Origin of the sequence: Pseudomonas sp. SORGH_AS_0211 (genome assembly GCF_031453455.1) — a bacterium.
GTDB classification, from domain to species: Bacteria; Pseudomonadota; Gammaproteobacteria; order Pseudomonadales; family Pseudomonadaceae; genus Chryseomonas; species Chryseomonas aestiva.
Genome location: NZ_JAVIZV010000001.1, coordinates 947425 through 969319, shown reverse-complemented (window position 1 = coordinate 969319; position 21895 = coordinate 947425). Strand labels below are relative to the sequence as shown.

Genomic DNA, 21895 nt, shown 5'->3' with positions numbered 1-21895 from the left:
CAGACGGCAGCGGGCCGGTTCAGACCAGCCGCCTGGAGCCACCCACTCCCTCATCGTGAAAGCGCTGGGCGATGGCGCAGATCTGCGGCTCGATGGCCAGGAAGGCGTCGAGCACCAGGGGATCGAAGGTGCTGCCGCGCATCTCGCGCATCATCTGCAGCGAATCCGCATGGCTGAACGGCTCCTTGTAACAGCGCCGACTGATCAGGGCGTCGTAGATATCGGCCACCGCCATGATCCGGCCGGCCAGCGGGATGCCGGTACCGGACAGTCCGTTGGGATAGCCGCTGCCATCCCACTTCTCGTGGTGGGTGCTGGCGATCTCGGCGGCCAGGGCGAGAAAGTTGTCATCCTCCAGATGGCTGGCCGTGCTGAGGATGATCTGCCGACCGAATTCGGCATGCCGCTGCATCACCTGCATCTCCTCCGGCGTCAGCCGGCCGGGCTTGAGCAGGATGGCATCCGGCACCCCGACCTTGCCGATGTCGTGCAGGGGCGCGGACAGGAACAGCAGCTTGATGTAGTCGGGCGTGAGTTGCTCCGGCGCGTGACCGGACTGCCGCAACTGCTCGGCAATGGCGCGAACGTAGTACTGGGTGCGCTTGATATGGGCACCGGTCTCGGGATCCCGGGTCTCGGCGACCGCCGCCATGGACTCGATGGTGACCTGCCGCGAGCGTTCCAGCTGCCGGCGCCAGCGCTCTTCGTGCTGGCGCGCCAGGATGATCCGGGTGATCAGCGCCAGCGCCGAGAGCATCGCCACCAGCAACAGGGGTGCGGCCAGCGGCAGGAAGACGTCATGGCGAACGAACAGCCAGGCGCCCAGCAGCTGCGGCAGGACGATCAAGGCGGCCGCCAACAGGGCGAAGCGACGCTGACTGCGATTGAAGAGAAAGCCAACGGCAAGCAGCAGGCCGCCTGTCAGGCAGAGCACCAGTTGCAGCACGCCGGCGAACTGGGGAATCCGTACCAGGGCATCGTCCAGCAGGTCCTGGGTCAGGGCGGCCTGCAGCCTGACGCCGGAAAAGATCTGGCCCAGCGCCGTCGTGTGCAGGTCGTTGAAGCCCGCGGCCGAGACGCCGACGAAGACGACCTTGCCCTTGAGGGTGGCCGGGGCCACCGCGCCGCTGAGCACCGCCAGGGCCGAGACTTCCGGATAGTGCTCGGCCCCGCTGTGCAGCCGCAGCAGCGCCTGGCCTTCGCGATCGAGTGGCAGCCGATGATCACCGAGTCGCAGGGTCGGCCCGGCAAGGCCGCTCTCCACCACGCCCTCGTTCAGCCCCAGGGCGCGTAGGGTGGCGGCCAGCGCCAGACTCGGATGGAGGATGCCCTGATGACTGAGCAGCAGGGGGACGCGCCGCAGGATGCCGTCGCTGTCACGCTGGCTGTTGATGAAGCCACTGAAGCGCGTCTGGCTGGCGATGGGGGCCACATTGTCCAGCGCGCCTCTGGCTTCGGGCAGCTGCAGGGCGTCGAGGGCGCCCGTGAAGCCGACCCCTGGCCGTAGCCCGCCGGAAACGGGCTGCTGCAGATCGAGAAAGAAGAAACGGGCACCGACGGCCCCCGTCTGGCCCATGACGTAGCCGAGATAACCGTCATTGTCCTGCAATTCCGCAGGCACCCCGGAAAAGCTCAGGTCCACACCGAAGTCGTCGCGGAAACTCTGCTGCAAGGCCTTGAGCGAGGTCCGATCCGGCTCGCTGAACAGGACATCCACGGCGATCGCCGCCGGCTCGGCCTCGGCGATCCGCGAGAGCAGCTGAGCGACCCGGTAGCGGGGCCAGGGCCACTGCCCGAGCGCGGCCAGACTCGCCTCGTCGATGCTGACCACCTGGACATCCGCGGCATCCTCGGTGCTGGCCGCAAGGCGGCTGAGCTGGTCGTAGGCGAGGCGGTCGAGGTACTGCAGCGGCGACAACTGCGCCAGGGCAGCGAGGCCGAAGGCCAGCGACAGCCCCAGGCTGACCAGGAACATCCAGGGCGCGCGCCGGCGCAGCAGGGTCGCAACGGAATTCATGCCCGCGATCCTAGAGAATCAGGACTTCGACACGCCGGTTGCGTGGCTCGGACTTGCCGGGACGGGTCGGTACCAGGGGCACGGTATCGCCGAAAAACTCGACATTGATGCGCAACTTGGGATCGAGCCGCTGCAGCAGACCGGCCACCTTGCGGGCACGCTGCCCCGAGAGGTCGAGGTTGTAGGAAGGCGCTCCCGAGCCATCCGCATGGCCGAATACCGAAATTTCCGTGGGGATGCGCTGCCGTGCCGTTTCCAGCACCTCGGGCAGGAGCGCCTTGGACTGCGGGGTGAGCTCCATGCTGTCGGAGAGGAAGTTGAGCATGTAGGTCTTCGGCGGCGACGGCTGAGCCGCCAGCACCTGTCGATGCTGCTGCTCGAAAAGAGGTTGGGCCACCGCCTGCACAGCGGTAGGCGCCTGCCCCGGTGCGCCCACCGTGACCTCGCCGAAGCCCTGGTCGATGGCCTGGCGCCCCGCCGGGCTGGTCACCGAAACGGCGCCGACATGGCCGTCTTCATCGGGCATCAGGATGACCCGTGTCTGCGGTGGCGGCGGGCTGGCACAGCCGCCCAGCAGCAGCGCGGACAACAGCACGCTGAGCAGCAGACGACCAGGGGATGCGACAGCGACCACCGCGTTCATTGGGCCTGGACCAGGAAACGGGTGCCACGCACGCCGATGGTCGCGGTCGGCGTTTCGATCTTGACCGTGTCGGGGGCGACCTTGCCGATCTTGCCGGACGAGTAGATGGCGGAGCCCTTGGTCAGGTACAGCGAGAAGCCATAGCGACTGCGCTTGGGTTCAAACAGATAGTCACGCAATTGCACATCGGCGTCGCTGCCCAAGGTGAGCAGGGTGCCGTCGAGGAAGACAATGGCTGCGGTGGCGTCCGGGCCGGCCTGCAGGCGATCGGCCACCTCCAGGGTGGTACCGGCCTGAGCGTCCAGGGTGGCGTTCTGGCGCAGTACCCTGACGCTGCCCGAGACGCTCTTGATCAGCGCCACATGCGCCTCTTCCGCGGCCGTGACCTGCGCGGATCCCAGCAATTGCAGCCCGAGCAGCGCCAATGCGAACAGTGTTGTCTTCATGCTTTCCTGGTCCCTGGATGGAAGGGCGTGGCCGCCGCGGGGCGACGGATTGCCGGCAGGACCTCGGATGGCACCTTGAAGCGGCCTGCTGCGCAGCGGTGAGGGCTCCAGACTCGTGAACCCAGTCACCTTCTACCAGATAAACAAGCCAAGCGGCACGCAAAGTAGTACGAATGGCACCTGGCCACTACCCATGCCATCACGACCCCGCGAGACGAACGGCACCGGCAGCGGTCTAGTGAGCAATCTTTCCCAGGTTACCTTTCATGCAGATCATTCTGGTCCGTCACGGCAAGCCCGATCTATCCAGCAAGGCCCGCTGCACCCCGAGGGAGATGAAGGACTGGGTCGCGCGCTACCAGAAGGCGCCGGTACCCGCAGGCCAGGAGCCCGCGGAGACGCGGCGGCTGGCGCAAGAGGCGGGTTACGTGGTGAGCAGTCCCCTGAGTCGCTGCGTGCGCTCGCTCGAGTACCTGATGGGACGCCTCGGCAGCCCGGTGGACGACCGCTATGCCGAAGCCCATCTGCCCTATCTGGAGCTGGATACACCGCGACTGCCGGTCAAGGCCTGGCGCCTGCTGTTCAGATCCGCCTGGTTCCTGGGCTTTGCTGCCCATACCGAATCCATCGGCAGTTCCTCGATCCGCGCCGGCCAGGCGGCCGATCACCTCATCGAACTGGCCGAACGCCACGGTTCGGTACTGCTGCTGGGGCATGGCATCATGAACGTGCTGATCGCCTGGCAGTTGCGCAAGCGCGGCTGGCGCGGGCCCCTGCACCTGCTGCTCAAGGACTACTGGAAGCCGAGCATCTATCGCAAGGAGCCGCGCTGAGATCGCTCAGCGGCTCGCCCTGGCACGAGCCTCTTCCAGTTCACGGCGCGCCTCGGCAAGCTTTCGGGTTCGCACCCGGATCTTGTCGGCGTCGCCCTTGGCCTGGGCGCTGCGCAGATCCCGTTCTCGCTCGGCCACATCGCGGCTCCGGGCCTGGATGACATCCAGCCGCTGCTGGCGCAGGCCGGCGTCGGTGCAGTGCGCCTGGACCGCGCCGAGTGCCCGCCGCAACCCCGCCAGCCGCCCTGCATCGCCTTGTGCCTGCGCCTGGGCGATCTGCCGTTCCAGCGTCAGGCGTTTCGCCGCGCAGCCTCCGTCGGCTGCGACAGCCAGGCCGGGCAGCAACAGGGTGGCCGCGAACAGCACTGCCCTGGTTCGGTCTTTCATCGGCATTCCTCCGGGCGTTGAAAGGCGAGAGCTTCCGGGTCGCTCCGCTCAACCGTCCAGCGACGGCCCGACCAGCGCGGCGAGCTGATCGTAGACGCCTGGCGCTGCCACCAGCAGGGGATTGCCATTGACCAGGCCGTCGTTGCGCAGGAAGGCGTTGTGGCGACCGCCGGCCTCCTGGATCAGGACCAGGCCCGCCAGGCAGTCCCAGCCATGGATCAGGGTCTCGTAATAGCCGATCAGCCGGCCGGCGGCGACATAGGCCGTCATCAGGGCACCCGAGCCATTGCGGAAGAATTGCCCACCCTCGGCGAGCAGACCGGTCACGAACGGCAGGAAGTGTTCCTTGCCCCGTCGGTGGGTGGTACCCAGCCCGGTCAGGCCCTGGCGGATCTCGGTGGCCGCATGGACGCGCAGCGGCTGGTCGTTGACGAAGGCGCCGTGCCCGCGCAGGCCATGGAAGAGTTCGGCGTGATTCGGATCCATGATTGCGCCGAGCAAGGGCTCGCCCGCGTGCATCAGGCCGATGGACACGCACCAGTTGTGCAGGCCGTTGAGAAAGGGCGCGGTGCCGTCGATGGGGTCTATGACCCAGAGGTAGGGTGCGGACAGGTCGGTGGCGCCGCCCTCCTCGCCCAGCAGGCCATCCTCTGGAAAGCGCTCGATCAGGCGTTGGCGGATGAGATCCTCCAGCGTCTTGTCGGCGATGCTCACCACGTCCTGCAGGTCGCTGCCCTTGTGGTCCACCTGCAGCGCACCGCGCCGGCGATAGAAATCGAGGCCGAGCTGCGCCGCTTCCCGGGCGATGTCCTGGACAGCGCGGTAGCGTTCGGCGATGGCGGGGGCGATAGCGGTCATGGGCGCTCCTGGAACGGGAAAAGGCGTCAGGGTGCCAGTTCCACCGGTGGAAAAGAATAGTCGCGATCCTGCCCGTCACCGCCGTTGCCACTGGCCCCGGTCAGACCGCGGCCGTGCACTGGCGAAATTCTGCCAATGTCGGCAAAGGTCCGACTAGAAACCCCTGGTCATGGCCGTGTCATCTCGGCGGCGCAGGCTGTCGGGTATTGGCACTCAGGACGGCGAAATGCAGCGACGGACCGCACCAAATCCGCCCGCCGCCGTCAGAACAGTTGAGTGCTCGTTGTACCGGGAGGACGCCATGACCGCACAAACTTCGCTATTCCACGGCAATGGTCAGCTGCAGCAGTTGCGGCGACTGATTCCCAGACAGCATTTCGAAGGTCTGGAACGCCACCTCGAGTTGCTGTCGCAAGAATTTCCGCTCTTCGACCATCCGCCGTTGAGCATCGACTGCGCCGTTGCCGAAACCCTGGAGAACCTTGGCATTCGTGCCTTCCAGTGGCAGGGCAGCTGCAACCTGCCGCAACGGATGGCCCTGGGCAGCGCCCTGATGGGCGAAGGATTCATGGCCCAGTCCAGCACGCCGGAATACACCCTCTACCTCAACGTGCGAGGCGAGAAGGTGCTGCTGCGGCAAGAGCCCGCAGGTGGCCAGACCCTGGTCAGCCTGGTGTCGGATTGCCCGCCGCTCTTCGCCTACCTGGCGGCCAAGCATCAAGAGGCGCTGCCTGTCGCCTGAGTGGCTCGACGTCGACCCGTCGAGGGCGTGACCCACGGGTCAAGCGGATAACGAACAGGGTCACAATTACGCATTAACGTCAGACTAACCAGGAACCAAATGGGCAGTGGAGTGGTAGATTCGCGCTTCGGATCTACCAGGAGACCCAAGGAATGGGAATTCGTATTCTGGCCAGCGTCATCGTAACCTTTGCCGCCTTCAATGGCGAAGCTGCTTCCCTCCCCGCGATACCCCCGCTCAAGCTGGCGGACCTCGTTCTGCAGGTTCCGACTTCAGCCACCAACAGCCTCCCCTCCAGCAGCGAGACCTCGTTTCGCGATACGCGTCAGCCGATCAACGCCGCGCGCTGGCTGAACGAACGTCAGACGCTGGTCCAGGAACAGCGCTGGGTCTTCTAGATCGCCACCCGATGATCTGACAACCGTCTGTCTTTTTGCTGCCATCCAGGGAATGAATCCGCTTTTCGCGGGTCCGTCTGGTTCTACGGGCAGCTCATTTGTCTGCCCATTTGACGTACCCGCGGAGCTGCCATGAAACGCTTATTCCCTCTTTTGCTGGCCGCCCTGTCGGCGTGCAGCTCGGCGCCAAGCTCTCCCCCGGCCGATCCGTCGCAATTCGGCGGCCGTACCCAGGAACAACTCCGGCAGAGTTTCGGCTCGCCGCAGCGAGTCGCGCAGCTCGATCGCCTGGTGGTCTACGAATATCGCAACCTGCGCGCCCCGGGCAGCGCGACGCCGGTCTATTCCTTTCTCATCGAAAACGAGCGGGTGATCGAATCCACCCCCGGAACCTTGCAGCTTTATCGCGAGGACGGCATCACCAAGGTCAAGGCGGAAAGTCTCTAGACAGAGCCGTTGGCCGGATCGCGCGTCCCGCGCAGCCTTGCGGGGATGTGCAAAAAAATACTGATTTTGGTGTCTTCCAGCATTTGTTTCCCAGGCGGCAACGGGCTGTAATCGGTCCGTGGCTTCCGCTGCAAAGGCCGTCACAGCCGGCCGCGTGGTGGGTTACAACAACAAGAAAAGCGTCTGCTGCCATTGCACAGGACGCGGAGTGCAAGATGAAAACAACACCAAAAGCGCTTTTATTGTCCGCTGTTACCCTCTCTGCAGGCCTGACCTTCTCGCTGGCCCTCCAGGCCGCCGAAACGGTCACCATCGCCACCGTCAACAACAGTGACATGATCCGCATGCAGCGGCTGTCCAAGACCTTCGAAGAACAGCACCCCGACATCAAGCTCAACTGGGTGGTGCTCGAGGAGAACGTGCTGCGGCAGCGGCTGACCACCGACATCGCCACCCAGGGCGGTCAGTTCGACGTCCTGACCATCGGCATGTACGAGACCGGCCTCTGGGGCGCCCAGAACTGGCTGGAGCCCATGAAGGACCTGCCCGCCAACTACGACCTGGACGACCTCTTCCCGTCGGTTCGCGAAGGCCTTTCGGTCAAGGGCACCCTCTATGCGCTGCCCTTCTACGCCGAAAGCTCCATCACCTATTACCGCAAGGACCTGTTCCAGCAGGCTGGCCTGACCATGCCCGCCCAGCCCACCTGGACGCAGATCGCCGAATTCGCCGGCAAGCTGCACCAGCCGGACAAGGACCAGTACGGTCTCTGCCTGAGAGGCAAGGCCGGCTGGGGCGAGAACATGGCCCTGGTCACCACCATGGCCAACGCCTTCGGCGCGCGCTGGTTCGACGAGAAGTGGCAGCCTGAATTCACCGGTCCGGAATGGACCGCGGCGGCCAACTACTACGTCACCAACATGAAGAAGTACGGCCCGCCCGGTGCCTCCAGCAACGGCTTCAACGAGAACCTGGCGCTGTTCAACAGCGGCAAGTGCGCCATCTGGGTCGATGCCAGCGTCGCCGGCTCCTTCACCATGGACAAGAGCCAGAGCAAGGTCGCCGACAGCGTCGGCTTCGCCGGCTCGCCGCGCGAGGTCACCGACAAGGGCTCCTCCTGGCTGTACGCCTGGTCCTTGGGTATCCCGACCTCCTCCAAGCACAAGGATGCCGCCAAGACCTTCGTGACCTGGGCCACCTCCAAGGACTACGCCAAGCTGGTCGCGGACAAGGACGGCATCGCCAACGTGCCGCCGGGCACCCGCAAGTCCACCTACAGCCAGGCCTACATGGACGCGGCGCCCTTCGCCAAGGTCTCGCTGGACATGCTGCAGCACGCCGACCCGGCCCATCCCTCGGCCAAGCCGGTGCCCTATGTGGGCATCCAGTACGTGACCATCCCCGAGTTCCAGGCCATCGGCACCTCGGTGGGCAAGCTGTTCGCCGCGGCCCTCACCGGGCAGATGTCGGTCGAGCAGGCCCTGCAGGCGGCGCAGCAGTCCACCGCCCGGGAAATGAAGCGCGCCGGCTATCCCAAGTAGCGCTGGAGCCCTGGGTCCGCGCCCCGCGGACCCAGGCCTAGCGGCTTTTCCTGCCTGATCCGTCGCTGGCGTCGCGAGACGCCAGCGCCTCGTCACGGCCCACTGCCTTGCGGAGCATCGCCATGCAGACCTCCACCCTCAAGACGCCCGCCGTCGAAACCCCTGCCGCTCCCGCCCGTCGTCAACGCCATCGTGCCGGTCCCGGCTGGTTCCTGATCAGTCCTTCGGTGGCTCTGCTGCTGGTGTGGATGCTGGTGCCCCTGGGCATGACCATCTGGTTCTCGCTGATCCGCTACAACCTGCTCTATCCGGGCGAGCACGCCTTCGTCGGCCTGGAGAACTTCGAATACTTCGTCACCGATGCCGGCTTCTGGCCCGGCATGAGCAACACCCTGCTGCTGGTGGGCAGCGTGCTGCTGATCAGCGTGGTCTTCGGCGTGCTGATCTCGGCGCTGCTGGAGGCCAGCGAGTTCCTTGGCCGCGGCATCGTCCGCGTCCTGCTGATCTCGCCGTTCTTCATCATGCCCACGGTCAGCGCCCTGATCTGGAAGAACCTGATCTTCCATCCGGTCTCCGGCATTCTCGCCGCGGTCTGGAAACTCTTCGGCGCCACCCCGGTGGACTGGCTGGCCACCCATCCGCTGCTGTCGATCATCCTGATCGTGTCCTGGCAGTGGCTGCCCTTCGCCATTCTCATCCTGATGACCGCCATGCAGTCGCTGGACCAGGAGCAGAAGGAAGCGGCCCGCCTGGATGGCGCCGGCCCGCTCGCCATCTTCTGGCACCTGACCCTGCCGCACCTGGCGCGGCCCATCGCCGTGGTGGTGATGATCGAGACGATCTTCCTGCTCTCGGTGTTCGCCGAGATCTACACCACCACCAGTGGCGGCCCGGGCTTCGCCTCCACCAACCTCGCCTACCTGATCTACAACCAGGCCCTGCTGCAGTTCGACGTCGGCCTGGCCTCCGCCGGTGGCCTGATCGCCGTGCTCATCGCCAACATCGCCGCCATCATCCTGGTGCGGATGCTCGGCAAGAACCTGACCCAACAGTGAGGACCCTGACATGCTGACGCTCAAGCAATCCCGGCGCCTGCAGAGCCTGCTGCTGGGCCTGCTCGCCTGGCTGGTGGCCCTGGTGCTGTTCTTCCCGATCTTCTGGATGGTGCTGACCAGCTTCAAGACCGAGATCGACGCCTTCGCCACGCCGCCGCAGTTCTTCTTCACGCCCACGCTGGAGAACTACCTGACCATCCAGGCGCGCAGCGACTACTTCCACTTCGCACTGAACTCGGTGGTGATCTCCTTCGGCGCCACCCTGCTCAGCCTGCTGCTGGCGCTGCCGGCGGCCTATTCCATGGCCTTCCACGAGACCAAGAACACCCAGCGCCTGCTGCTGTGGATGCTCTCCACCAAGATGCTGCCGGCCGTCGGCGTGCTGGTGCCCATCTACCTGCTGGCCAAGCAGTTCGAACTGCTCGACAGCCGGCTGCTGCTGATCGCCGTCTACACCCTGATCAACCTGCCGATCGTGGTCTGGATGGTCTACACCTATTTCAAGGACATCCCCAAGGACATCCTTGAGGCCGCGCGCCTGGATGGCGCCACCACCTACCAGGAAATCGTCCGGGTACTGCTGCCGATCGCCAAGGGCGGCATCGCCTCGACCATGCTGCTGTCGCTGATCCTCTGCTGGAACGAGGCCTTCTGGTCGCTGAACCTGACCTCGTCCAACGCCGCCCCGCTGACCGCGCTGATCGCTTCCTACTCCAGTCCGCAGGGACTGTTCTGGGCCAAGCTGTCGGCCGTCTCGACGCTGGCCTGCGCACCCATCCTGATCTTTGGCTGGATCAGCCAGAAACAACTCGTCCGCGGCCTGTCGTTCGGCGCGGTGAAATAAGAACAAGAGGACTCCTGTCATGGCCAATCTGAAAATCCGCAGCCTGCGCAAGGGCTTCGACTCGCTGGAAATCATCAAGGGCGTCGACCTCGATATCAACGACCGCGAATTCGTGGTCTTCGTCGGCCCGTCCGGGTGCGGCAAGTCCACCCTGCTGCGCCTCATCGCCGGCCTGGAAGAGGTCAGCAGCGGCACCCTGGAACTGGACGGCCGCGACATCACCGAGGTGTCGCCGGCCAAGCGTGACCTCGCCATGGTGTTCCAGACCTATGCCCTCTACCCGCACATGAGCGTGCGCAAGAATCTGTCCTTCGCCCTCGACCTGGCCAAGATCGACAAGCAGGAAGTGGAGCGCAAGGTCACCGATGCCGCCCGCATCCTCGAGCTGACACCGCTGCTGGAGCGCAAGCCGCGCCAGCTCTCCGGTGGCCAGCGCCAGCGGGTGGCCATCGGCCGCGCCATCGTCCGCCAGCCGAAGATCTTTCTGTTCGACGAACCCCTGTCCAACCTGGACGCCGCCCTGCGTGTGCAGATGCGCCTGGAACTGGCGCGTCTGCACCAGGAATTGCAGGCCACCATGATCTACGTGACCCACGACCAGGTGGAAGCCATGACCCTGGCGACCAAGGTGGTGGTGCTCAACGGCGGCCGCGTCGAGCAGGTCGGTTCGCCCCTGGAGCTCTATCACCATCCGGCCAACCTCTTCGTCGCCGGCTTCCTGGGCACGCCGAAGATGGCCTTCTTCAAGGGCAAGGTGGTGGCCACCGACGCCCAGGGCGTGGAGGTGGAGCTGGCAGCCGGTCCGCGCCTGCACCTGCCACGCCGTGGTGACGACCTCGCGATCGGCAGCCCGGTAACCCTGGGCATTCGCCCGGAACACCTGCGCCTGGCCGCCGACGGCCAGTTGCCGGTGATCAGCGATGTGGCCGAGCGCCTGGGCAGCGACACCTATTGCCACATGGTCACCGAGGCCGAGGAGCCGCTGACCGTGCGCGTGCCGGGTGACTGCGCCGTCGCCTACGGCGAACGCCAGCGCCTGGCCCTGGACGTCGACTTCTGCCACCTGTTCGACGAACAGGGCCGCGCCGTGGCGCCGCTGCTGCGCAACGCTGCCTGACCCCTCTCCCCCCTTCCGGCCCCGGCGCCCTGCGCGCGCCCGGGGCACCGCCTTGCAGGATCGCCATCGTGAAACTCAATCGCCAGCACCTCGAACAACTTCCCGACTACATCGCCAAGCCCGGCTACGCCGCCTGCCAGTTGCGCCAGGGCATCGTCCACATCGGCGTCGGCGGCTTCCACCGCGCGCACCAGGCCATCTACACCGAGGCCCTGCTGAATCAGGGGCGCGACCTGGACTGGAGCATCTGCGGCGTCGGCCTGCGCGCCGAAGACCGCGCCATGCGTGATGCCCTGGCCGGCCAGGATTACCTCTACACCCAGGTAGTGCTGGCCGACGAGCCGGACACCGAGGTGCGCGTCGTCGGCGCCATCAGCGGCATGCTGCTGGCCGAGGACGGCACCCAGACGCTGATCGACAAGCTGGCCCATCCCAGCACCCGCATCGTCTCCCTCACCATCACCGAGGGCGGCTACTGCATGGATGACAGCACCGGCGAATTCAACTTCAAGCTGCCGCTGATCCAGCATGACCTGCAGCATCCGGGCGATCCGCGCAGCGTCTTCGGCTTCCTGCTGGCGGCCCTGGCCAAGCGCCGCGCCGAGGGCACCGGGCCCTTCACCGTGATGTCCTGCGACAACCTTCCGCACAATGGCCAAGTCACCCGCAAGGCCCTGCTGGCCTATGCCGCCCTGGTGGACGAAGAGCTGCACGGCTGGATCGCCGAGCACGTCAGCTTCCCCAACGCCATGGTCGATCGCATCACCCCCATGACCAGCACCGCCCATCGCGAGGCGCTGCTGGCCGAACACGGGGTCGAGGACGCCTGGCCGGTGGTCTGCGAGCCCTTCCTGCAGTGGGTGCTGGAAGACAGGTTCGTCGCCGGCCGTCCGGCCTGGGAAGACGTCGGCGTCCAGTTCACCGATGACGTCACCCCCTATGAAGAGATGAAGATCAAGCTGCTCAACGGCAGCCACCTGGCGCTGACCTACCTGGGCTTCCTCAAGGGTTACCGCTTCGTCCACGAGACCATGGCCGATCCGCTGTTCGTGCGCTACATCCGCGCCTATATGGACGAGGACGTGACCCCGCAGCTGGCTCCGGTGCCCGGCATCGATCTCGACCAGTACAAGGACACCCTGATCGAACGCTTCTCCAATCGCGCCATCGCCGATCAGCTGGAGCGGGTCTGCTCCGATGGTTCGTCGAAGTTTCCCAAGTTCACCGTACCGACCATCAACCGCCTGATCGAAGACGACCAGGCCCTGGATCGCGCCGCGCTGGTGGTGGCCGCCTGGGCGGTCTACCTGCGTGGCGTGGACGAGACCGGGGCGACCTATCGCATCCCCGATCCGCGCGCCAACTACTGCGAGGAACTGGTGCAGGACCAGAAGAACGTCACCGAGCGCCTGCTGGGCGCCGAGGAAATCTTCGGTAAGCACATCCCGAAATCCGCGGCCTTCGTTGCCGCCTTCGAGCGGCAGCTGTACAACTTGCGTACCCATGGGGTCAGCGCCACCTTGCAGACCCTGCTCGGCGACTAGCCTTGGCAGAAAACTGCCTGGGCAGCGTCGATAGTTCATACAAGCCCTAACAACAACAAGGAGCGGCCAGGCATGAAGTTTCTCGGGATCGACTGCGGCACCCAGGGCACCAAGGCGGTGATCCTGGATGTCGAGCGCGGGGTGGTACTGGGCGAAGGCAGTGCGCCTCACCCCTTGACCGAGGCAGCCAACGGCCGCCGCGAGCAGAATCCGGCGGACTGGGTCCGGGCGCTGGTGGCGGCCACCCGCGCCGCCCTGGCGCAGGCCGGCAGCGATGGGCAGGACATCCTCGGCGTCGGCGTCTCGGGCCAGCAGCATGGTCTGGTACTGCTCGACGACAGCGGCAAGGTGCTGCGTCCGGCCAAGCTCTGGTGCGACACCGAATCCACCCCGGAAAACCAGCGTCTGCTGGAACACCTGGGCGGCGTGGAGGGCTCCATCGAGCGCCTGGGCCTGGCCATCGCGCCGGGCTACACCGTCTCCAAGCTGCTCTGGACCAAGGAGCAGCACCCGGAGGTGTTCGACCAGATCGCCCGGGTGCTGCTGCCCCACGATTACCTGAACTTCTGGCTGACCGGACGCGCCGTGGCCGAATACGGCGATGCCTCGGGCACCGGCTATTTCAATGTGCGCACCCGCCAGTACGACCTGGAACTGCTGCGCCACATCGACCCCAGCGGTCGCCTGGAGCGCGCGCTGCCGGAGTTGATCGAGGCCGATCAGCCGGTCGGGCGGCTGCGGCCGGAGGTCGCCAGCCAACTGGGCATCAACGCCCAGGCGCTGGTCTCCAGCGGCGGCGGCGACAACATGATGGGCGCCCTGGGCACCGGCAACAGCCGCGCCGGCCAGATCACCCTGAGCCTGGGCACCTCGGGCACCCTCTATGGCTATTCCGACGAACCCCGCATCAGCGAGCATCCCGCCGTGGCGGGCTTCTGCTCGTCCAACGGCGGCTGGCTGCCGCTGATCTGCACCATGAACCTGACCAATGCCAGCGGCCAGATCCGCGAGTTGCTCGGCCTGGATCTCGCCGAATTCACCCGTCTGGTGGCGGAGTCGCCCATCGGCGCGGAGGGAGTGCTGATGCTGCCCTTCCTCAATGGCGAACGGGTGCCGGCGCTGCCGACCGCCACCGCCAGCCTGCATGGCCTCACCGCCACCAACCTGACCCGCGCCAACCTGTGCCGGGCGGTGGTCGAGGGGGTGAGCTTCGCCTTGAGATACGGCTTCGACCTGCTACGCGACCTGGGCATGCCCGGCGACACCCTGAGACTCATCGGCGGCGGCGCCAGGAGCCCGGTGTGGCGCCAGCTGATCGCCGACCTGATGAACACCCCGGTGGTCTGCCCGGTCCACGGCGAAGCCGCGGCCCTGGGTGGCGCGCTGCAGGCCGCCTGGTGCTGGAGTCACGAACAGGGTCGCCCGGAGTCGCTGGACAGCCTCACCGAACGCTGCGTGCACCTGGACCCGGCCAGCCGCGCCGAACCGGATCCCGCGAAGGTCGCCGAGTATGAAGCGGCCTACCAGCGCTACCGGCAGCAGCTGCGTGAGAGCTACGGGATAGCCTAGCGGGCGGATGGGGTGGAAAACGCCAGGCGGTTTTCCACCCTACTAAATTTCGGCAACCAACCCATCGTAGGGTGGACAACGGCGCAGCCTTGTCCACCACCAGCCTGATGGCGCGTGGAAAACGCTACGCGGTTTTCCACCCTACCCGATAGGCTACGGATGTACCGCTTCTCAGGTCTTGCCAATCGGTACGAAGGGCGCATCCAGCAAGCGGGCGAGGTCCGCCGGTGCCAGGGCCACTTCCAGCCCCCGGCGTCCGGCGCTGACATGGATGCTCGGCAACTGCGCCGCGGACTTGTCGATGTAGGTACGCAGTCGCTTCCTCTGCCCCAGCGGACTGATGCCGCCCACCAGGTAACCGGTGCTGCGCTGGGCCTGGTCGGGCTTGGCCATCTCCAGCTTCTTGACGCCGGCCGCCTGGGCCAGGGCCTTGAGATCCAGGGTCCCGGCGACCGGCACGATGGCCACCAGCAACTCCTGCTTCTCGCTCGCCGCCAGCAGGGTCTTGAACACCGTCGCCGGCGCCAGACCGAGTTTCTCGGCGGCTTCCAGGCCGTAGGAGGCGGCCTTGGGATCATGGTGGTAGCTCAGCACCTCGTGGGGCACCTGGCTTTTCTTGAGCAGTTCTATCGCCGGGGTCATGCCAGCACTCCTTGGGGATCGGCCACCTCGGCCCGCCCGCGGCCCTGCGCCTTGGCCCGGTAGAGGGCGAAGTCGGCGGCCTGCAGCCAGTGGGCAACGTCATCGTAGGCCCGGTCGAACCCGGCGATGCCGCAGCTCATCCCGACGCGCACGTTCTGGCGATCGCCGGGGCCGCCCGCCTGCATCTCGTGCAAACGCTCCTGCAGCCGCCGAATCAGGTCCAGGGCTCGCTCGGGCGAGGTGTCGGGCAAGAGGATACCGAATTCATCGCCACCAAAACGACCGGCCAGGTCGCTGGTGCGGATGGTCCGGGCCAGCAGGCCGGAAAATTGCCGCAGCATCTCGTCACCGGCCTGGTGACCGAAGCGATCGTTGACCAGCTTGAAGTTGTCCAGATCGATCATCACCAGGCTGGCCGCGGCGCCGCTGCGCTTGCAGCGGGCGAATTCGCGCTGCAGCAGCTGATCCCAGTGGGTGCGGTTATGCAGACCGGTCATGCCGTCCTGCTTGCTGATCAGCTCCAGTTCCTGCTGGCGCCGTGACAGCTGCTGCGCCAGGCGAAAGCTCACCAGGCCCAGGGCCCAGGGATAGGCGACGATCATCGGCAGGCAGGCATAGATCTGCGCGGTGGAGGTCTCGAGGGCGACCGGATGGCGCAGCACCACGAGACCGACCAGGATGCCCGCCAGCTGCGCGAGCAGCCCCCGGCGCCAGAACGCCAGGCCGCCGGCGCCGAGCATGTTCATACCGGTCATGGCGAGCAGGGTCACGCTGGGCAGGAGATTGAAGCCCATGCTCGCCGCCCAGAAGCCGGCCGAGCCGCAATCCAGCAGCAGATTGCCCAGCTCGGCGCGATAGGGATCGCGCGCGCGGATGGCGCGCCAGTAGGCGAGCGGAGACCAGCACAGCGCATTGGCCAGCAGCAGGAGCCACAGGCCGATGGACACCGGCTGGGTGATCTGCACCGAGACGATGCAACTGAGGCTGAGCAACAGACCTATCGCACGGGGTAGCCAGAGCCGCCGGGCAAAACTGCGGCCACGCGTGAGCACATCTGGCATTGACGATCCCCACTGCGACGGACGATGAGAGGTCGCGCATTATCAGTGGATAAGGGCAAAACGCCAGCGACCCGCGACTTGAGCGTCGTTTTTCGAAAGTTGCGACGCGCCTCAACACTGCCAGAAGGAAACATCGGGTGACACGCACACCGGACGAACAGCCTTGAACCTCGGCCTGACCGGCCTCATCCAATGGTCAGGCCCGTCAAAAAGAGGAAGCCGCATGCAAGTCCAAGTCAACAGTGATCACAACATCGAAAGCAGTGCCGGTTTGCAGAATTGGGTGGCGTCCGTGGTGGAAGACCGCCTGGATCGCTTCGACGAACTCCTGACCCGCGTCGAGGTGCACCTCAACGACGAGAACGCCAGCAAATCGGGCGCTCAGGACAAGCGGTGCCAGATGGAGGCCCGGATCAAGGGGCACCAGCCGCTTTCGGTAACCCACAAGGCCGACTCCCTCGACCTGGCAGTGGAAGGCGCGGCGGACAAGCTGCTGCGAGCCATTACCCACCTGTCCGGCAAACTGGAGAAGAAGCGTCTTTCCAGCGGCGAACTCAATGACCCCCTGGCCCTGGAGGACTCCGAGGAATTCAAGGACTCCCTGCGGCAGGACGAATTTCTCGAAAGAGAGCAACTGGCTCACGATCACGAGTTGAAATAGGGCAACCTCTTGTTTCCGCGTTCAACCGAGGCCGCTCCCTGAGCGGCCTCGCTCTTTTCCATCCCGGCACAAGGATGCCTCATGCCCTCGCCCTTTCGCGTCGCCCTGATCGGTTACGGCTTCGTCGGCCAGACCTTCCATGGCCCCCTGCTGGGCTCGATTCCCGGACTCAGCCTGGAGCTGGTGGCCTCACGGGATGCCGCACGCGTGCAGGCCGACCTGCCCGGGGTACGCGTCACCGCGGACTACCTGGCCGCCGTGCAGGATCCGGCCATCGACCTGGTGGTGATCGCCTCGCCCAATCAGACCCATGCGCCCCTCGCCAGCGCTGCCCTGGCCGCCGGCAAGCACGTGGTGGTCGACAAGCCCTTTACCGTTACCCTGGCCGAAGCCCGGCAACTGGCTGGGGAAGCCGAACAGGCCGGCCGGTTGCTGTCGGTGTTCCAGAATCGCCGCTGGGACAGTGATTTCATCGGGCTGCAGGCGGTGCTCGCCAGTGGCGCCCTGGGCGAGCTGACCAGCCTGGAATCGCGCATCGAGCGCTTTCGTCCCGAGGTGCGCACGCGCTGGCGCGAAGCGGCGCTCCCCGGCAGTGGACTCTGGTTCGACCTCGGCCCCCACCTGCTGGATCAGGCGCTCTGCCTGTTCGGCCTGCCCGAGCGCCTACAGGCGCAGCTGGTGCGGCAACGCGCCGGCGCCCTCACCGACGACTGGTTCCAGGTGCAACTGGACTACGGTACCCGCCAGGTGACCCTGAGAGCGGGGATGCTGGCCGCTGGCGGTGTGCCGCGCTTTCTTGCCCAGGGTACCGCGGGCAGCTGGATCAAGCAGGGAGCGGATCGTCAGGAAGACGCGCTCAAGGCCGGCGTGCGCCCCGGTGGGCCCGACTGGGGCCAGGATCCGGATTCCGGCTGGCTCATCACGGGCGCTGGCGAACGCCAGGCGTTGCCGACGCCAGCGGGCGATCACCGCCGCTACTACCTCGCCCTGGTCGAGGCCCTCGCCGGGCGCGCCGCCAATCCCGTCCCTCCCGCCCAGGCCTGCGCGCTGATGGCCCTGCTGGAAATCGCCCAGCGCTCCTCGGCGGAAGGTCGGGCCCTGCTGCCCGAACTCACCGCCGCCGAACGCGCGTCCTACTGACCGGCCACCCACTGCGGACGCCGTCCCGCCAGGCGTTCGCCCAGCTGGCGCAAGGTGCGGGAGAGGCGTCGCTCGATCCATTCATAGCTCCCCCAGGCCAGCAGCAGGATCACCGGCAGACAGACCGCCAGGGTCTGGTAGGGGCTGAAGCCCCACTGCTGGTGCAGCCAGTAGTCGCCCAGCCAGAGCACGATGACGTGCACCAGATAGACCGAATAGGACCAGTCCCCCAGCGCCTGGCACAGGCGCGAGCCGGCGAACCAGGGTTCGAGGATCACGCAGGCGCCCACCAGGACCGCACTGGGCACGCCCCAGGTCAGCAGGCGCCAGGGATGGTCGGCCGGAAAGGCCACCAGGCAGGTCAGGGCCGCCAGGGCCGCCGCCAGCGCCAGCGGCCTGGGTCCGCGCAGGGCGCCACGGCGATGGAGCGCGGCCAGGCTCACGCCCAGCAGGAACTCGAAGATGATCGGATTGCGATAGAAGCTGCTGACAAAGGACTCGCGGGCCAGCACCAGGCTGACCAGGATCACCAGCAGGCTGACCACGCCGATGCGCCAGCGCTCGGCCACGCCAAAGGACAGGGCGAACAGCAGGTAGAACAGCATCTCGAAGTTGAGCGTCCAGCCCACCGGCAGGATCGGATAATGGCCGAAGCCCGCGGGATTCTCGCTGGGAATGAAGAACAGCGAGAGCAGCAATTCACGCGCGGCGACGCCATAGATGGGCATCACGTCGCTGGCCAGATAGAGGATCAGCGCCGTCACCGCGGTGTACAGCCAATAGGCCGGGACGATGCGGGCGATGCGGTGCCAGAGGAAGGTGCTGCGTTTGAGCGATCGGCCGGCGGTGGACAGGTGGATCACGAAGCCGCTGAGCACGAAGAAGATGTCGACCCCGACCTGTCCCCGGGTGGAGAGCAGATGGCCGCCGAGGCTGTCGGCGTGGAAGTCGAAGAACACCTGCATGAAGTGATGAAAGACCACCAGCCAGGCGGCCAGGGCCCTTAAAGCCTGCAGTGAAACCAGCATTGTAGAACCTTTCCCTCCTCGTCCCGCCAGGCACGACCCAGCGCCGCGCCGTCATTGTGGACGGCATGGGCGGGTCGGGTGTTGCCGGGAAAAGGCTGGATTGCGCCGGATCACAGGCTGAACGGCTCGATGCCCGACCCGTTCAGCGGCAGTTCAGGCGGCGGGCCTCATTGCAGACTGAATCGCCAGGCGCGATGGATCTTGGGATTGCGCGCGAAATCCGGGTCCAGGGTGCTGGCACTGATCTCCTCGACGCGATAGCGCTCGCCCAGACCTGCGTCCAGTTCGAACTTGCGGAAGTTGTTGGAGAAGTACAGCACGCCATTGCGACTCAGGTGGGCCATGGCCGAGTCGATCAGGGCGACGTGATCGCGCTGGACATCGAACACTCCCTCCAGCCGCTTGGAGTTGGAGAAGGTCGGCGGATCGACGAAGATCAGATCATATTCGCCACGATCGTTTTCCAGCCAGTGCAGCACATCGCCCTGCTCCAGGCGATGCCGCTCGGAGAAGCCGTTGAGGGCCAGGTTGCGCCGGGCCCAGTCCAGGTAGGTTCGCGACAGGTCGACGCTGGTGGTGCTGCGCGCCCCGCCTACCGCAGCCTGCACCGTAGCGGCGCCGGTATAGCAGAACAGGTTGAGGAAGCGCTTGCCCTGGGCTTCCTGGCGCAGCCGCAGGCGCAGAGGACGGTGATCGAGGAACAGACCGGTATCCAGGTAATCGGTGAGATTGACCAGCAGCTTGGCACCCGCCTCTTCCACCTGCAGGAATTCGCCCTGGGCGGCCTGGCGTTCGTACTGCTTGGTACCACTCTGCCGCTCGCGCCGCTTGACCACCACCCGCGACGGATCGATGTCCAGCGCCTGGGGAATGGCCGCCAGGGCATCGAGCAGACGCGCCTGGGCCTTGTCCGGATCGATGGAGCGTGGCGGCGCGTATTCCTGCACGTGCACCCGATCGCCATAGAGATCCACGGCCACCGCATACTCGGGCATGTCGGCGTCATAGAGGCGATAGCACTGCACGCCCTGGTTGCGCGCCCACTTGCCGAGCTGCTTGAGATTCTTCTGCAGGCGATTGGCGAACATCTGTCCGCCTTCGCTGAGCTTGGCCGGTTCCGCCGCCTGGTCGGTGGCCGAACGCTCGCCGTTGCGGCTGCCGGTGACGAACTGACGGGTCTCGACCTCGAACATCAGTAGCTTGCAGGGCAAGGCGCCGTTCCAGAAGGCGTATTGCTTGTGGCTGCGGATGCCCATGCGCTTGCCCAGCTCGGGCGCGCCGGTAAAGACCCCCGCGCGCCAGCCCAGGCAGGCCTGTCGCAGCCGCTCGCCGAGATTCTGATAGAGGTACAGCAGGCTGGCTTCATCGCCCAGGCGCTCGCCGTAGGGCGGGTTGCAGATCACCAGGCCGGTCTGGCCCTTGTCCGGACGCGGCTCGAAGTTGGCGACCTCGCCCTGGTAGACCTTGATCCACTCGGACAGCCCGGCCCGCTCGATGTTGTTGCGCGCCGGCTGGATCAGTCGCGGATCGGCTTCGTAGCCACGGATCCAGGTCGGTGCCTTGGCCAGACCGGCGGCGGCTCGCGCCTCAGCCTCCTGGTGCAGCTGCTGCCAGAGCGCGGGCACGTGGCCCAGCCAGGCGGAGAAGCCCCAGCGCTCGCGGCGCAGGTTGGGGGCGATGTCCGCCGCCATCAGGCCAGCCTCGACCAGAAAGGTACCCACCCCGCACATGGGGTCGGCCAGCGCGCCGCCGGCCGCGGCCAGGGCCGGCCAGCCGGCGCGGATCAGCACCGCGGCCGCGAGGTTTTCCTTGAGCGGCGCGGCGCCCTGCTGCAGGCGATAGCCACGCTGGTGCAGACTCTGCCCGGAAAGATCCAGCGAGAGGATGGCCTGGCCCCGCTCCAGGTGCAGGTGGACACGCAGGTCCGGGGCGATCTTGTCGACCGTGGGCCGCTGCCCGGTGCGCTCGCGCAGGCGATCGACGATGGCGTCCTTGACCTTGAGGGCACCGAAATGGGTGTTGTCGATGCCGGCGCCCTGGCCGCTGAAACCCACCGCCAGGGTACCGTCGGGGGCCAGGTGTTCTTCCCATTCCACACCGTGCACGCCCAGGTACAGCCCCTGGGGATCCTCCACCGGGAAACGGGCCAGCACCAGCAGCACCCGGTTGGCCAGACGCGACCAGAGGCACAGGCGGTAGGCGTCCGCGAGACTCGCCTCGCCGCGCACCGCCGCGGTCTGGCTGCGGGCTTCCTGCAGGCCGAGGCCCTGGGCCTCTTCCAGCAGCAGGGTCTCGAGCCCCTTGGGACAGGTGAGGATGAGTTGTTGCATCGCGGACATCATTGAATCCATAGGTTAGCGCAAGGAACTTTCTGCCTTTGGTCGGATTGACCGCCAAGGACAGCTCCTCGCGAGAAGGTTTGACTGCGTCTCAACAAGCCGCAGTGACGGCATTCCAGCGGCGGTTTATCGCCATTTCATTTCGATTTGATTACGGCTTATAGCTAAAAGGTCGTTCCCAGCCAGAGCCCCTTTGGTTAGTAATTGACCACCCGCAGCGCGAAGGTGCGGGGCGGATGCCGGGACGCCGGCTCTGGCATCCAGGCCTGCAACGGGCCATGGACAATCTGCAAGTCAACCTACGAGGGCACTACCCTATGAGAAGACTCAAGCGTGATCCAATGGAACGAGCTTTCCAGCGTGGTTATCAGCACGGCATCGTGGGCAAATCGCGGGACCTCTGCCCCTTCACCCAGGACGCCGTCCGGCAGGCCTGGCTCAATGGCTGGCGTGAGGGCCGTAGCGACCAATGGGACGGCTACGTAGGCACCGCCGGTCTTCAACGCATGAATCAACTTCAAGCCGTAGGCTAATTCGATTTCACTAGCGGAAGCCCTGGGCTTCCACAGCGTTCTGGTTTCTT

At 66.0% G+C, this 21895-nt stretch carries 22 protein-coding genes; 13 read left to right on the top strand and 9 right to left on the bottom strand.

All coding sequences use genetic code 11. The features are described 5' to 3' along the window. Window positions 1-19 precede the first annotated feature (19 nt). Genes QE393_RS04380 through QE393_RS04370 form a run of 3 tightly spaced genes read right to left on the bottom strand, consistent with a single transcriptional unit; the run spans window position 20 to window position 3106 of the window. Window positions 20-2017: a CHASE2 domain-containing protein gene (locus QE393_RS04380; RefSeq protein WP_310042275.1), complete on the bottom strand. Its 1998-nt coding sequence runs from the start codon at window positions 2015-2017 to the stop codon at window positions 20-22. A 10-nt stretch (window positions 2018-2027) separates the two neighbouring features. After that, window positions 2028-2660 (bottom strand): OmpA family protein, encoded by a 633-nt coding sequence (locus QE393_RS04375; RefSeq protein ID WP_310042273.1) that lies wholly within the window; start codon window positions 2658-2660, stop codon window positions 2028-2030. Then, entirely contained in the window at window positions 2657-3106 is a 450-nt protein-coding gene (locus QE393_RS04370) for a FecR family protein (protein WP_310042271.1), read from the bottom strand. Before QE393_RS04370 ends, QE393_RS04375 begins: the two co-directional genes overlap by 4 nt. Window positions 3107-3372: 266 nt before the next feature. Here QE393_RS04370 and QE393_RS04365 point away from each other — a divergent pair, with 266 nt between their 5' ends. Continuing rightward, entirely contained in the window at window positions 3373-3939 is a 567-nt protein-coding gene (locus tag QE393_RS04365; RefSeq protein ID WP_310042269.1) for a histidine phosphatase family protein, read from the top strand. A gap of 6 nt (window positions 3940-3945) precedes the next feature. Here the strand turns inward: QE393_RS04365 and QE393_RS04360 are convergent, their stop codons facing one another. Continuing rightward, window positions 3946-4326: a DUF1090 domain-containing protein gene (locus QE393_RS04360; RefSeq protein WP_310042268.1), complete on the bottom strand. Its 381-nt coding sequence runs from the start codon at window positions 4324-4326 to the stop codon at window positions 3946-3948. 48 nt (window positions 4327-4374) lie between these two features. Further along, the gene (locus tag QE393_RS04355) at window positions 4375-5184 is read right to left on the bottom strand and encodes an inositol monophosphatase (protein WP_310042266.1); all 810 of its coding nucleotides are present in this window, start codon (window positions 5182-5184) and stop codon (window positions 4375-4377) included. A 301-nt stretch (window positions 5185-5485) separates the two neighbouring features. On the opposite strand from QE393_RS04355, the gene QE393_RS04350 reads away from it, so the two are divergent. From QE393_RS04350 to xylB, 9 genes are all read left to right on the top strand, one after another. Next, the gene (locus QE393_RS04350) at window positions 5486-5926 is read left to right on the top strand and encodes a hypothetical protein (protein WP_273809102.1); all 441 of its coding nucleotides are present in this window, start codon (window positions 5486-5488) and stop codon (window positions 5924-5926) included. 152 nt (window positions 5927-6078) lie between these two features. Further along, window positions 6079-6324 carry a hypothetical protein gene (locus QE393_RS04345; protein ID WP_273809101.1) on the top strand — a complete coding sequence of 82 codons (246 nt, stop codon included), beginning with the start codon at window positions 6079-6081 and terminating at the stop codon, window positions 6322-6324. Between the two features lie 132 nt (window positions 6325-6456). Further along, entirely contained in the window at window positions 6457-6771 is a 315-nt protein-coding gene (locus QE393_RS04340; protein WP_273809100.1) for a hypothetical protein, read from the top strand. A 215-nt stretch (window positions 6772-6986) separates the two neighbouring features. Further along, on the top strand, window positions 6987-8312 hold the full coding sequence (locus tag QE393_RS04335; RefSeq protein WP_068385265.1) for a sugar ABC transporter substrate-binding protein: 1326 nt from the start codon (window positions 6987-6989) through the stop codon (window positions 8310-8312). 122 nt (window positions 8313-8434) lie between these two features. Further along, window positions 8435-9367 carry a carbohydrate ABC transporter permease gene (locus QE393_RS04330; protein WP_273809099.1) on the top strand — a complete coding sequence of 311 codons (933 nt, stop codon included), beginning with the start codon at window positions 8435-8437 and terminating at the stop codon, window positions 9365-9367. A 10-nt stretch (window positions 9368-9377) separates the two neighbouring features. Then, the gene (locus tag QE393_RS04325; RefSeq protein WP_133859697.1) at window positions 9378-10211 is read left to right on the top strand and encodes a carbohydrate ABC transporter permease; all 834 of its coding nucleotides are present in this window, start codon (window positions 9378-9380) and stop codon (window positions 10209-10211) included. A 19-nt stretch (window positions 10212-10230) separates the two neighbouring features. Next, complete coding sequence (locus QE393_RS04320) at window positions 10231-11328, top strand: ABC transporter ATP-binding protein (RefSeq protein ID WP_273809098.1); 1098 nt, start codon at window positions 10231-10233, stop codon at window positions 11326-11328. 68 nt (window positions 11329-11396) lie between these two features. Next, window positions 11397-12872, top strand: a complete 1476-nt coding sequence (locus QE393_RS04315; RefSeq protein WP_310042262.1) for a mannitol dehydrogenase family protein — start codon at window positions 11397-11399, stop codon at window positions 12870-12872. 72 nt (window positions 12873-12944) lie between these two features. Then, window positions 12945-14441, top strand: a complete 1497-nt coding sequence (xylB, locus tag QE393_RS04310; RefSeq protein ID WP_310042258.1) for a xylulokinase — start codon at window positions 12945-12947, stop codon at window positions 14439-14441. Window positions 14442-14612: 171 nt separating this feature from the next. On the opposite strand, the gene ybaK is transcribed toward xylB, so the two are convergent. Both ybaK and QE393_RS04300 read right to left on the bottom strand, forming a co-directional pair. Next, on the bottom strand, window positions 14613-15083 hold the full coding sequence (ybaK, locus tag QE393_RS04305; RefSeq protein ID WP_273809095.1) for a Cys-tRNA(Pro) deacylase: 471 nt from the start codon (window positions 15081-15083) through the stop codon (window positions 14613-14615). Beyond that, a complete protein-coding gene (locus tag QE393_RS04300) occupies window positions 15080-16144 on the bottom strand; it encodes a diguanylate cyclase (protein WP_273809094.1) in 1065 nt (354 codons plus the stop codon). Before QE393_RS04300 ends, ybaK begins: the two co-directional genes overlap by 4 nt. 223 nt (window positions 16145-16367) lie before the next feature. Here QE393_RS04300 and QE393_RS04295 point away from each other — a divergent pair, with 223 nt between their 5' ends. Together QE393_RS04295 and QE393_RS04290 are read left to right on the top strand one after the other, a co-directional pair. Continuing rightward, window positions 16368-16805, top strand: a complete 438-nt coding sequence (locus QE393_RS04295) for an HPF/RaiA family ribosome-associated protein (protein ID WP_273809093.1) — start codon at window positions 16368-16370, stop codon at window positions 16803-16805. A gap of 81 nt (window positions 16806-16886) precedes the next feature. Continuing rightward, a complete protein-coding gene (locus QE393_RS04290; protein WP_273809092.1) occupies window positions 16887-17945 on the top strand; it encodes an oxidoreductase in 1059 nt (352 codons plus the stop codon). Here the strand turns inward: QE393_RS04290 and QE393_RS04285 are convergent. Both QE393_RS04285 and rlmKL read right to left on the bottom strand, forming a co-directional pair. Beyond that, on the bottom strand, window positions 17939-18973 hold the full coding sequence (locus QE393_RS04285) for an acyltransferase (protein WP_273809091.1): 1035 nt from the start codon (window positions 18971-18973) through the stop codon (window positions 17939-17941). The genes QE393_RS04290 and QE393_RS04285 overlap by 7 nt on opposite strands. A gap of 167 nt (window positions 18974-19140) precedes the next feature. Next, the gene (rlmKL, locus tag QE393_RS04280; RefSeq protein WP_273809090.1) at window positions 19141-21312 is read right to left on the bottom strand and encodes a bifunctional 23S rRNA (guanine(2069)-N(7))-methyltransferase RlmK/23S rRNA (guanine(2445)-N(2))-methyltransferase RlmL; all 2172 of its coding nucleotides are present in this window, start codon (window positions 21310-21312) and stop codon (window positions 19141-19143) included. 317 nt (window positions 21313-21629) lie between these two features. On the opposite strand from rlmKL, the gene rmf reads away from it, so the two are divergent. Beyond that, window positions 21630-21845, top strand: a complete 216-nt coding sequence (rmf, locus tag QE393_RS04275; protein WP_007159291.1) for a ribosome modulation factor — start codon at window positions 21630-21632, stop codon at window positions 21843-21845. Window positions 21846-21895: the final 50 nt, after the last annotated feature.

Excerpts from the sequence above, each read along its gene's own strand:
- QE393_RS04380 (WP_310042275.1), bottom strand. The coding sequence starts at position 2,017 with ATGAATTCCGTTGCGACCCTGCTGCGCCGGCGCGCGCCCTGGATGTTC.
- QE393_RS04375 (WP_310042273.1), bottom strand. The coding sequence starts at position 2,660 with ATGAACGCGGTGGTCGCTGTCGCATCCCCTGGTCGTCTGCTGCTCAGC.
- QE393_RS04370 (WP_310042271.1), bottom strand. The coding sequence starts at position 3,106 with ATGAAGACAACACTGTTCGCATTGGCGCTGCTCGGGCTGCAATTGCTG.
- QE393_RS04365 (WP_310042269.1), top strand. The coding sequence starts at position 3,373 with ATGCAGATCATTCTGGTCCGTCACGGCAAGCCCGATCTATCCAGCAAG.
- QE393_RS04360 (WP_310042268.1), bottom strand. The coding sequence starts at position 4,326 with ATGAAAGACCGAACCAGGGCAGTGCTGTTCGCGGCCACCCTGTTGCTG.
- QE393_RS04355 (WP_310042266.1), bottom strand. The coding sequence starts at position 5,184 with ATGACCGCTATCGCCCCCGCCATCGCCGAACGCTACCGCGCTGTCCAG.
- QE393_RS04350 (WP_273809102.1), top strand. The coding sequence starts at position 5,486 with ATGACCGCACAAACTTCGCTATTCCACGGCAATGGTCAGCTGCAGCAG.
- QE393_RS04345 (WP_273809101.1), top strand. The coding sequence starts at position 6,079 with ATGGGAATTCGTATTCTGGCCAGCGTCATCGTAACCTTTGCCGCCTTC.
- QE393_RS04340 (WP_273809100.1), top strand. The coding sequence starts at position 6,457 with ATGAAACGCTTATTCCCTCTTTTGCTGGCCGCCCTGTCGGCGTGCAGC.
- QE393_RS04335 (WP_068385265.1), top strand. The coding sequence starts at position 6,987 with ATGAAAACAACACCAAAAGCGCTTTTATTGTCCGCTGTTACCCTCTCT.
- QE393_RS04330 (WP_273809099.1), top strand. The coding sequence starts at position 8,435 with ATGCAGACCTCCACCCTCAAGACGCCCGCCGTCGAAACCCCTGCCGCT.
- QE393_RS04325 (WP_133859697.1), top strand. The coding sequence starts at position 9,378 with ATGCTGACGCTCAAGCAATCCCGGCGCCTGCAGAGCCTGCTGCTGGGC.
- QE393_RS04320 (WP_273809098.1), top strand. The coding sequence starts at position 10,231 with ATGGCCAATCTGAAAATCCGCAGCCTGCGCAAGGGCTTCGACTCGCTG.
- xylB (WP_310042258.1), top strand. The coding sequence starts at position 12,945 with ATGAAGTTTCTCGGGATCGACTGCGGCACCCAGGGCACCAAGGCGGTG.
- ybaK (WP_273809095.1), bottom strand. The coding sequence starts at position 15,083 with ATGACCCCGGCGATAGAACTGCTCAAGAAAAGCCAGGTGCCCCACGAG.
- QE393_RS04300 (WP_273809094.1), bottom strand. The coding sequence starts at position 16,144 with ATGCCAGATGTGCTCACGCGTGGCCGCAGTTTTGCCCGGCGGCTCTGG.
- QE393_RS04295 (WP_273809093.1), top strand. The coding sequence starts at position 16,368 with ATGCAAGTCCAAGTCAACAGTGATCACAACATCGAAAGCAGTGCCGGT.
- QE393_RS04290 (WP_273809092.1), top strand. The coding sequence starts at position 16,887 with ATGCCCTCGCCCTTTCGCGTCGCCCTGATCGGTTACGGCTTCGTCGGC.
- QE393_RS04285 (WP_273809091.1), bottom strand. The coding sequence starts at position 18,973 with ATGCTGGTTTCACTGCAGGCTTTAAGGGCCCTGGCCGCCTGGCTGGTG.
- rlmKL (WP_273809090.1), bottom strand. The coding sequence starts at position 21,312 with ATGTCCGCGATGCAACAACTCATCCTCACCTGTCCCAAGGGGCTCGAG.
- rmf (WP_007159291.1), top strand. The coding sequence starts at position 21,630 with ATGAGAAGACTCAAGCGTGATCCAATGGAACGAGCTTTCCAGCGTGGT.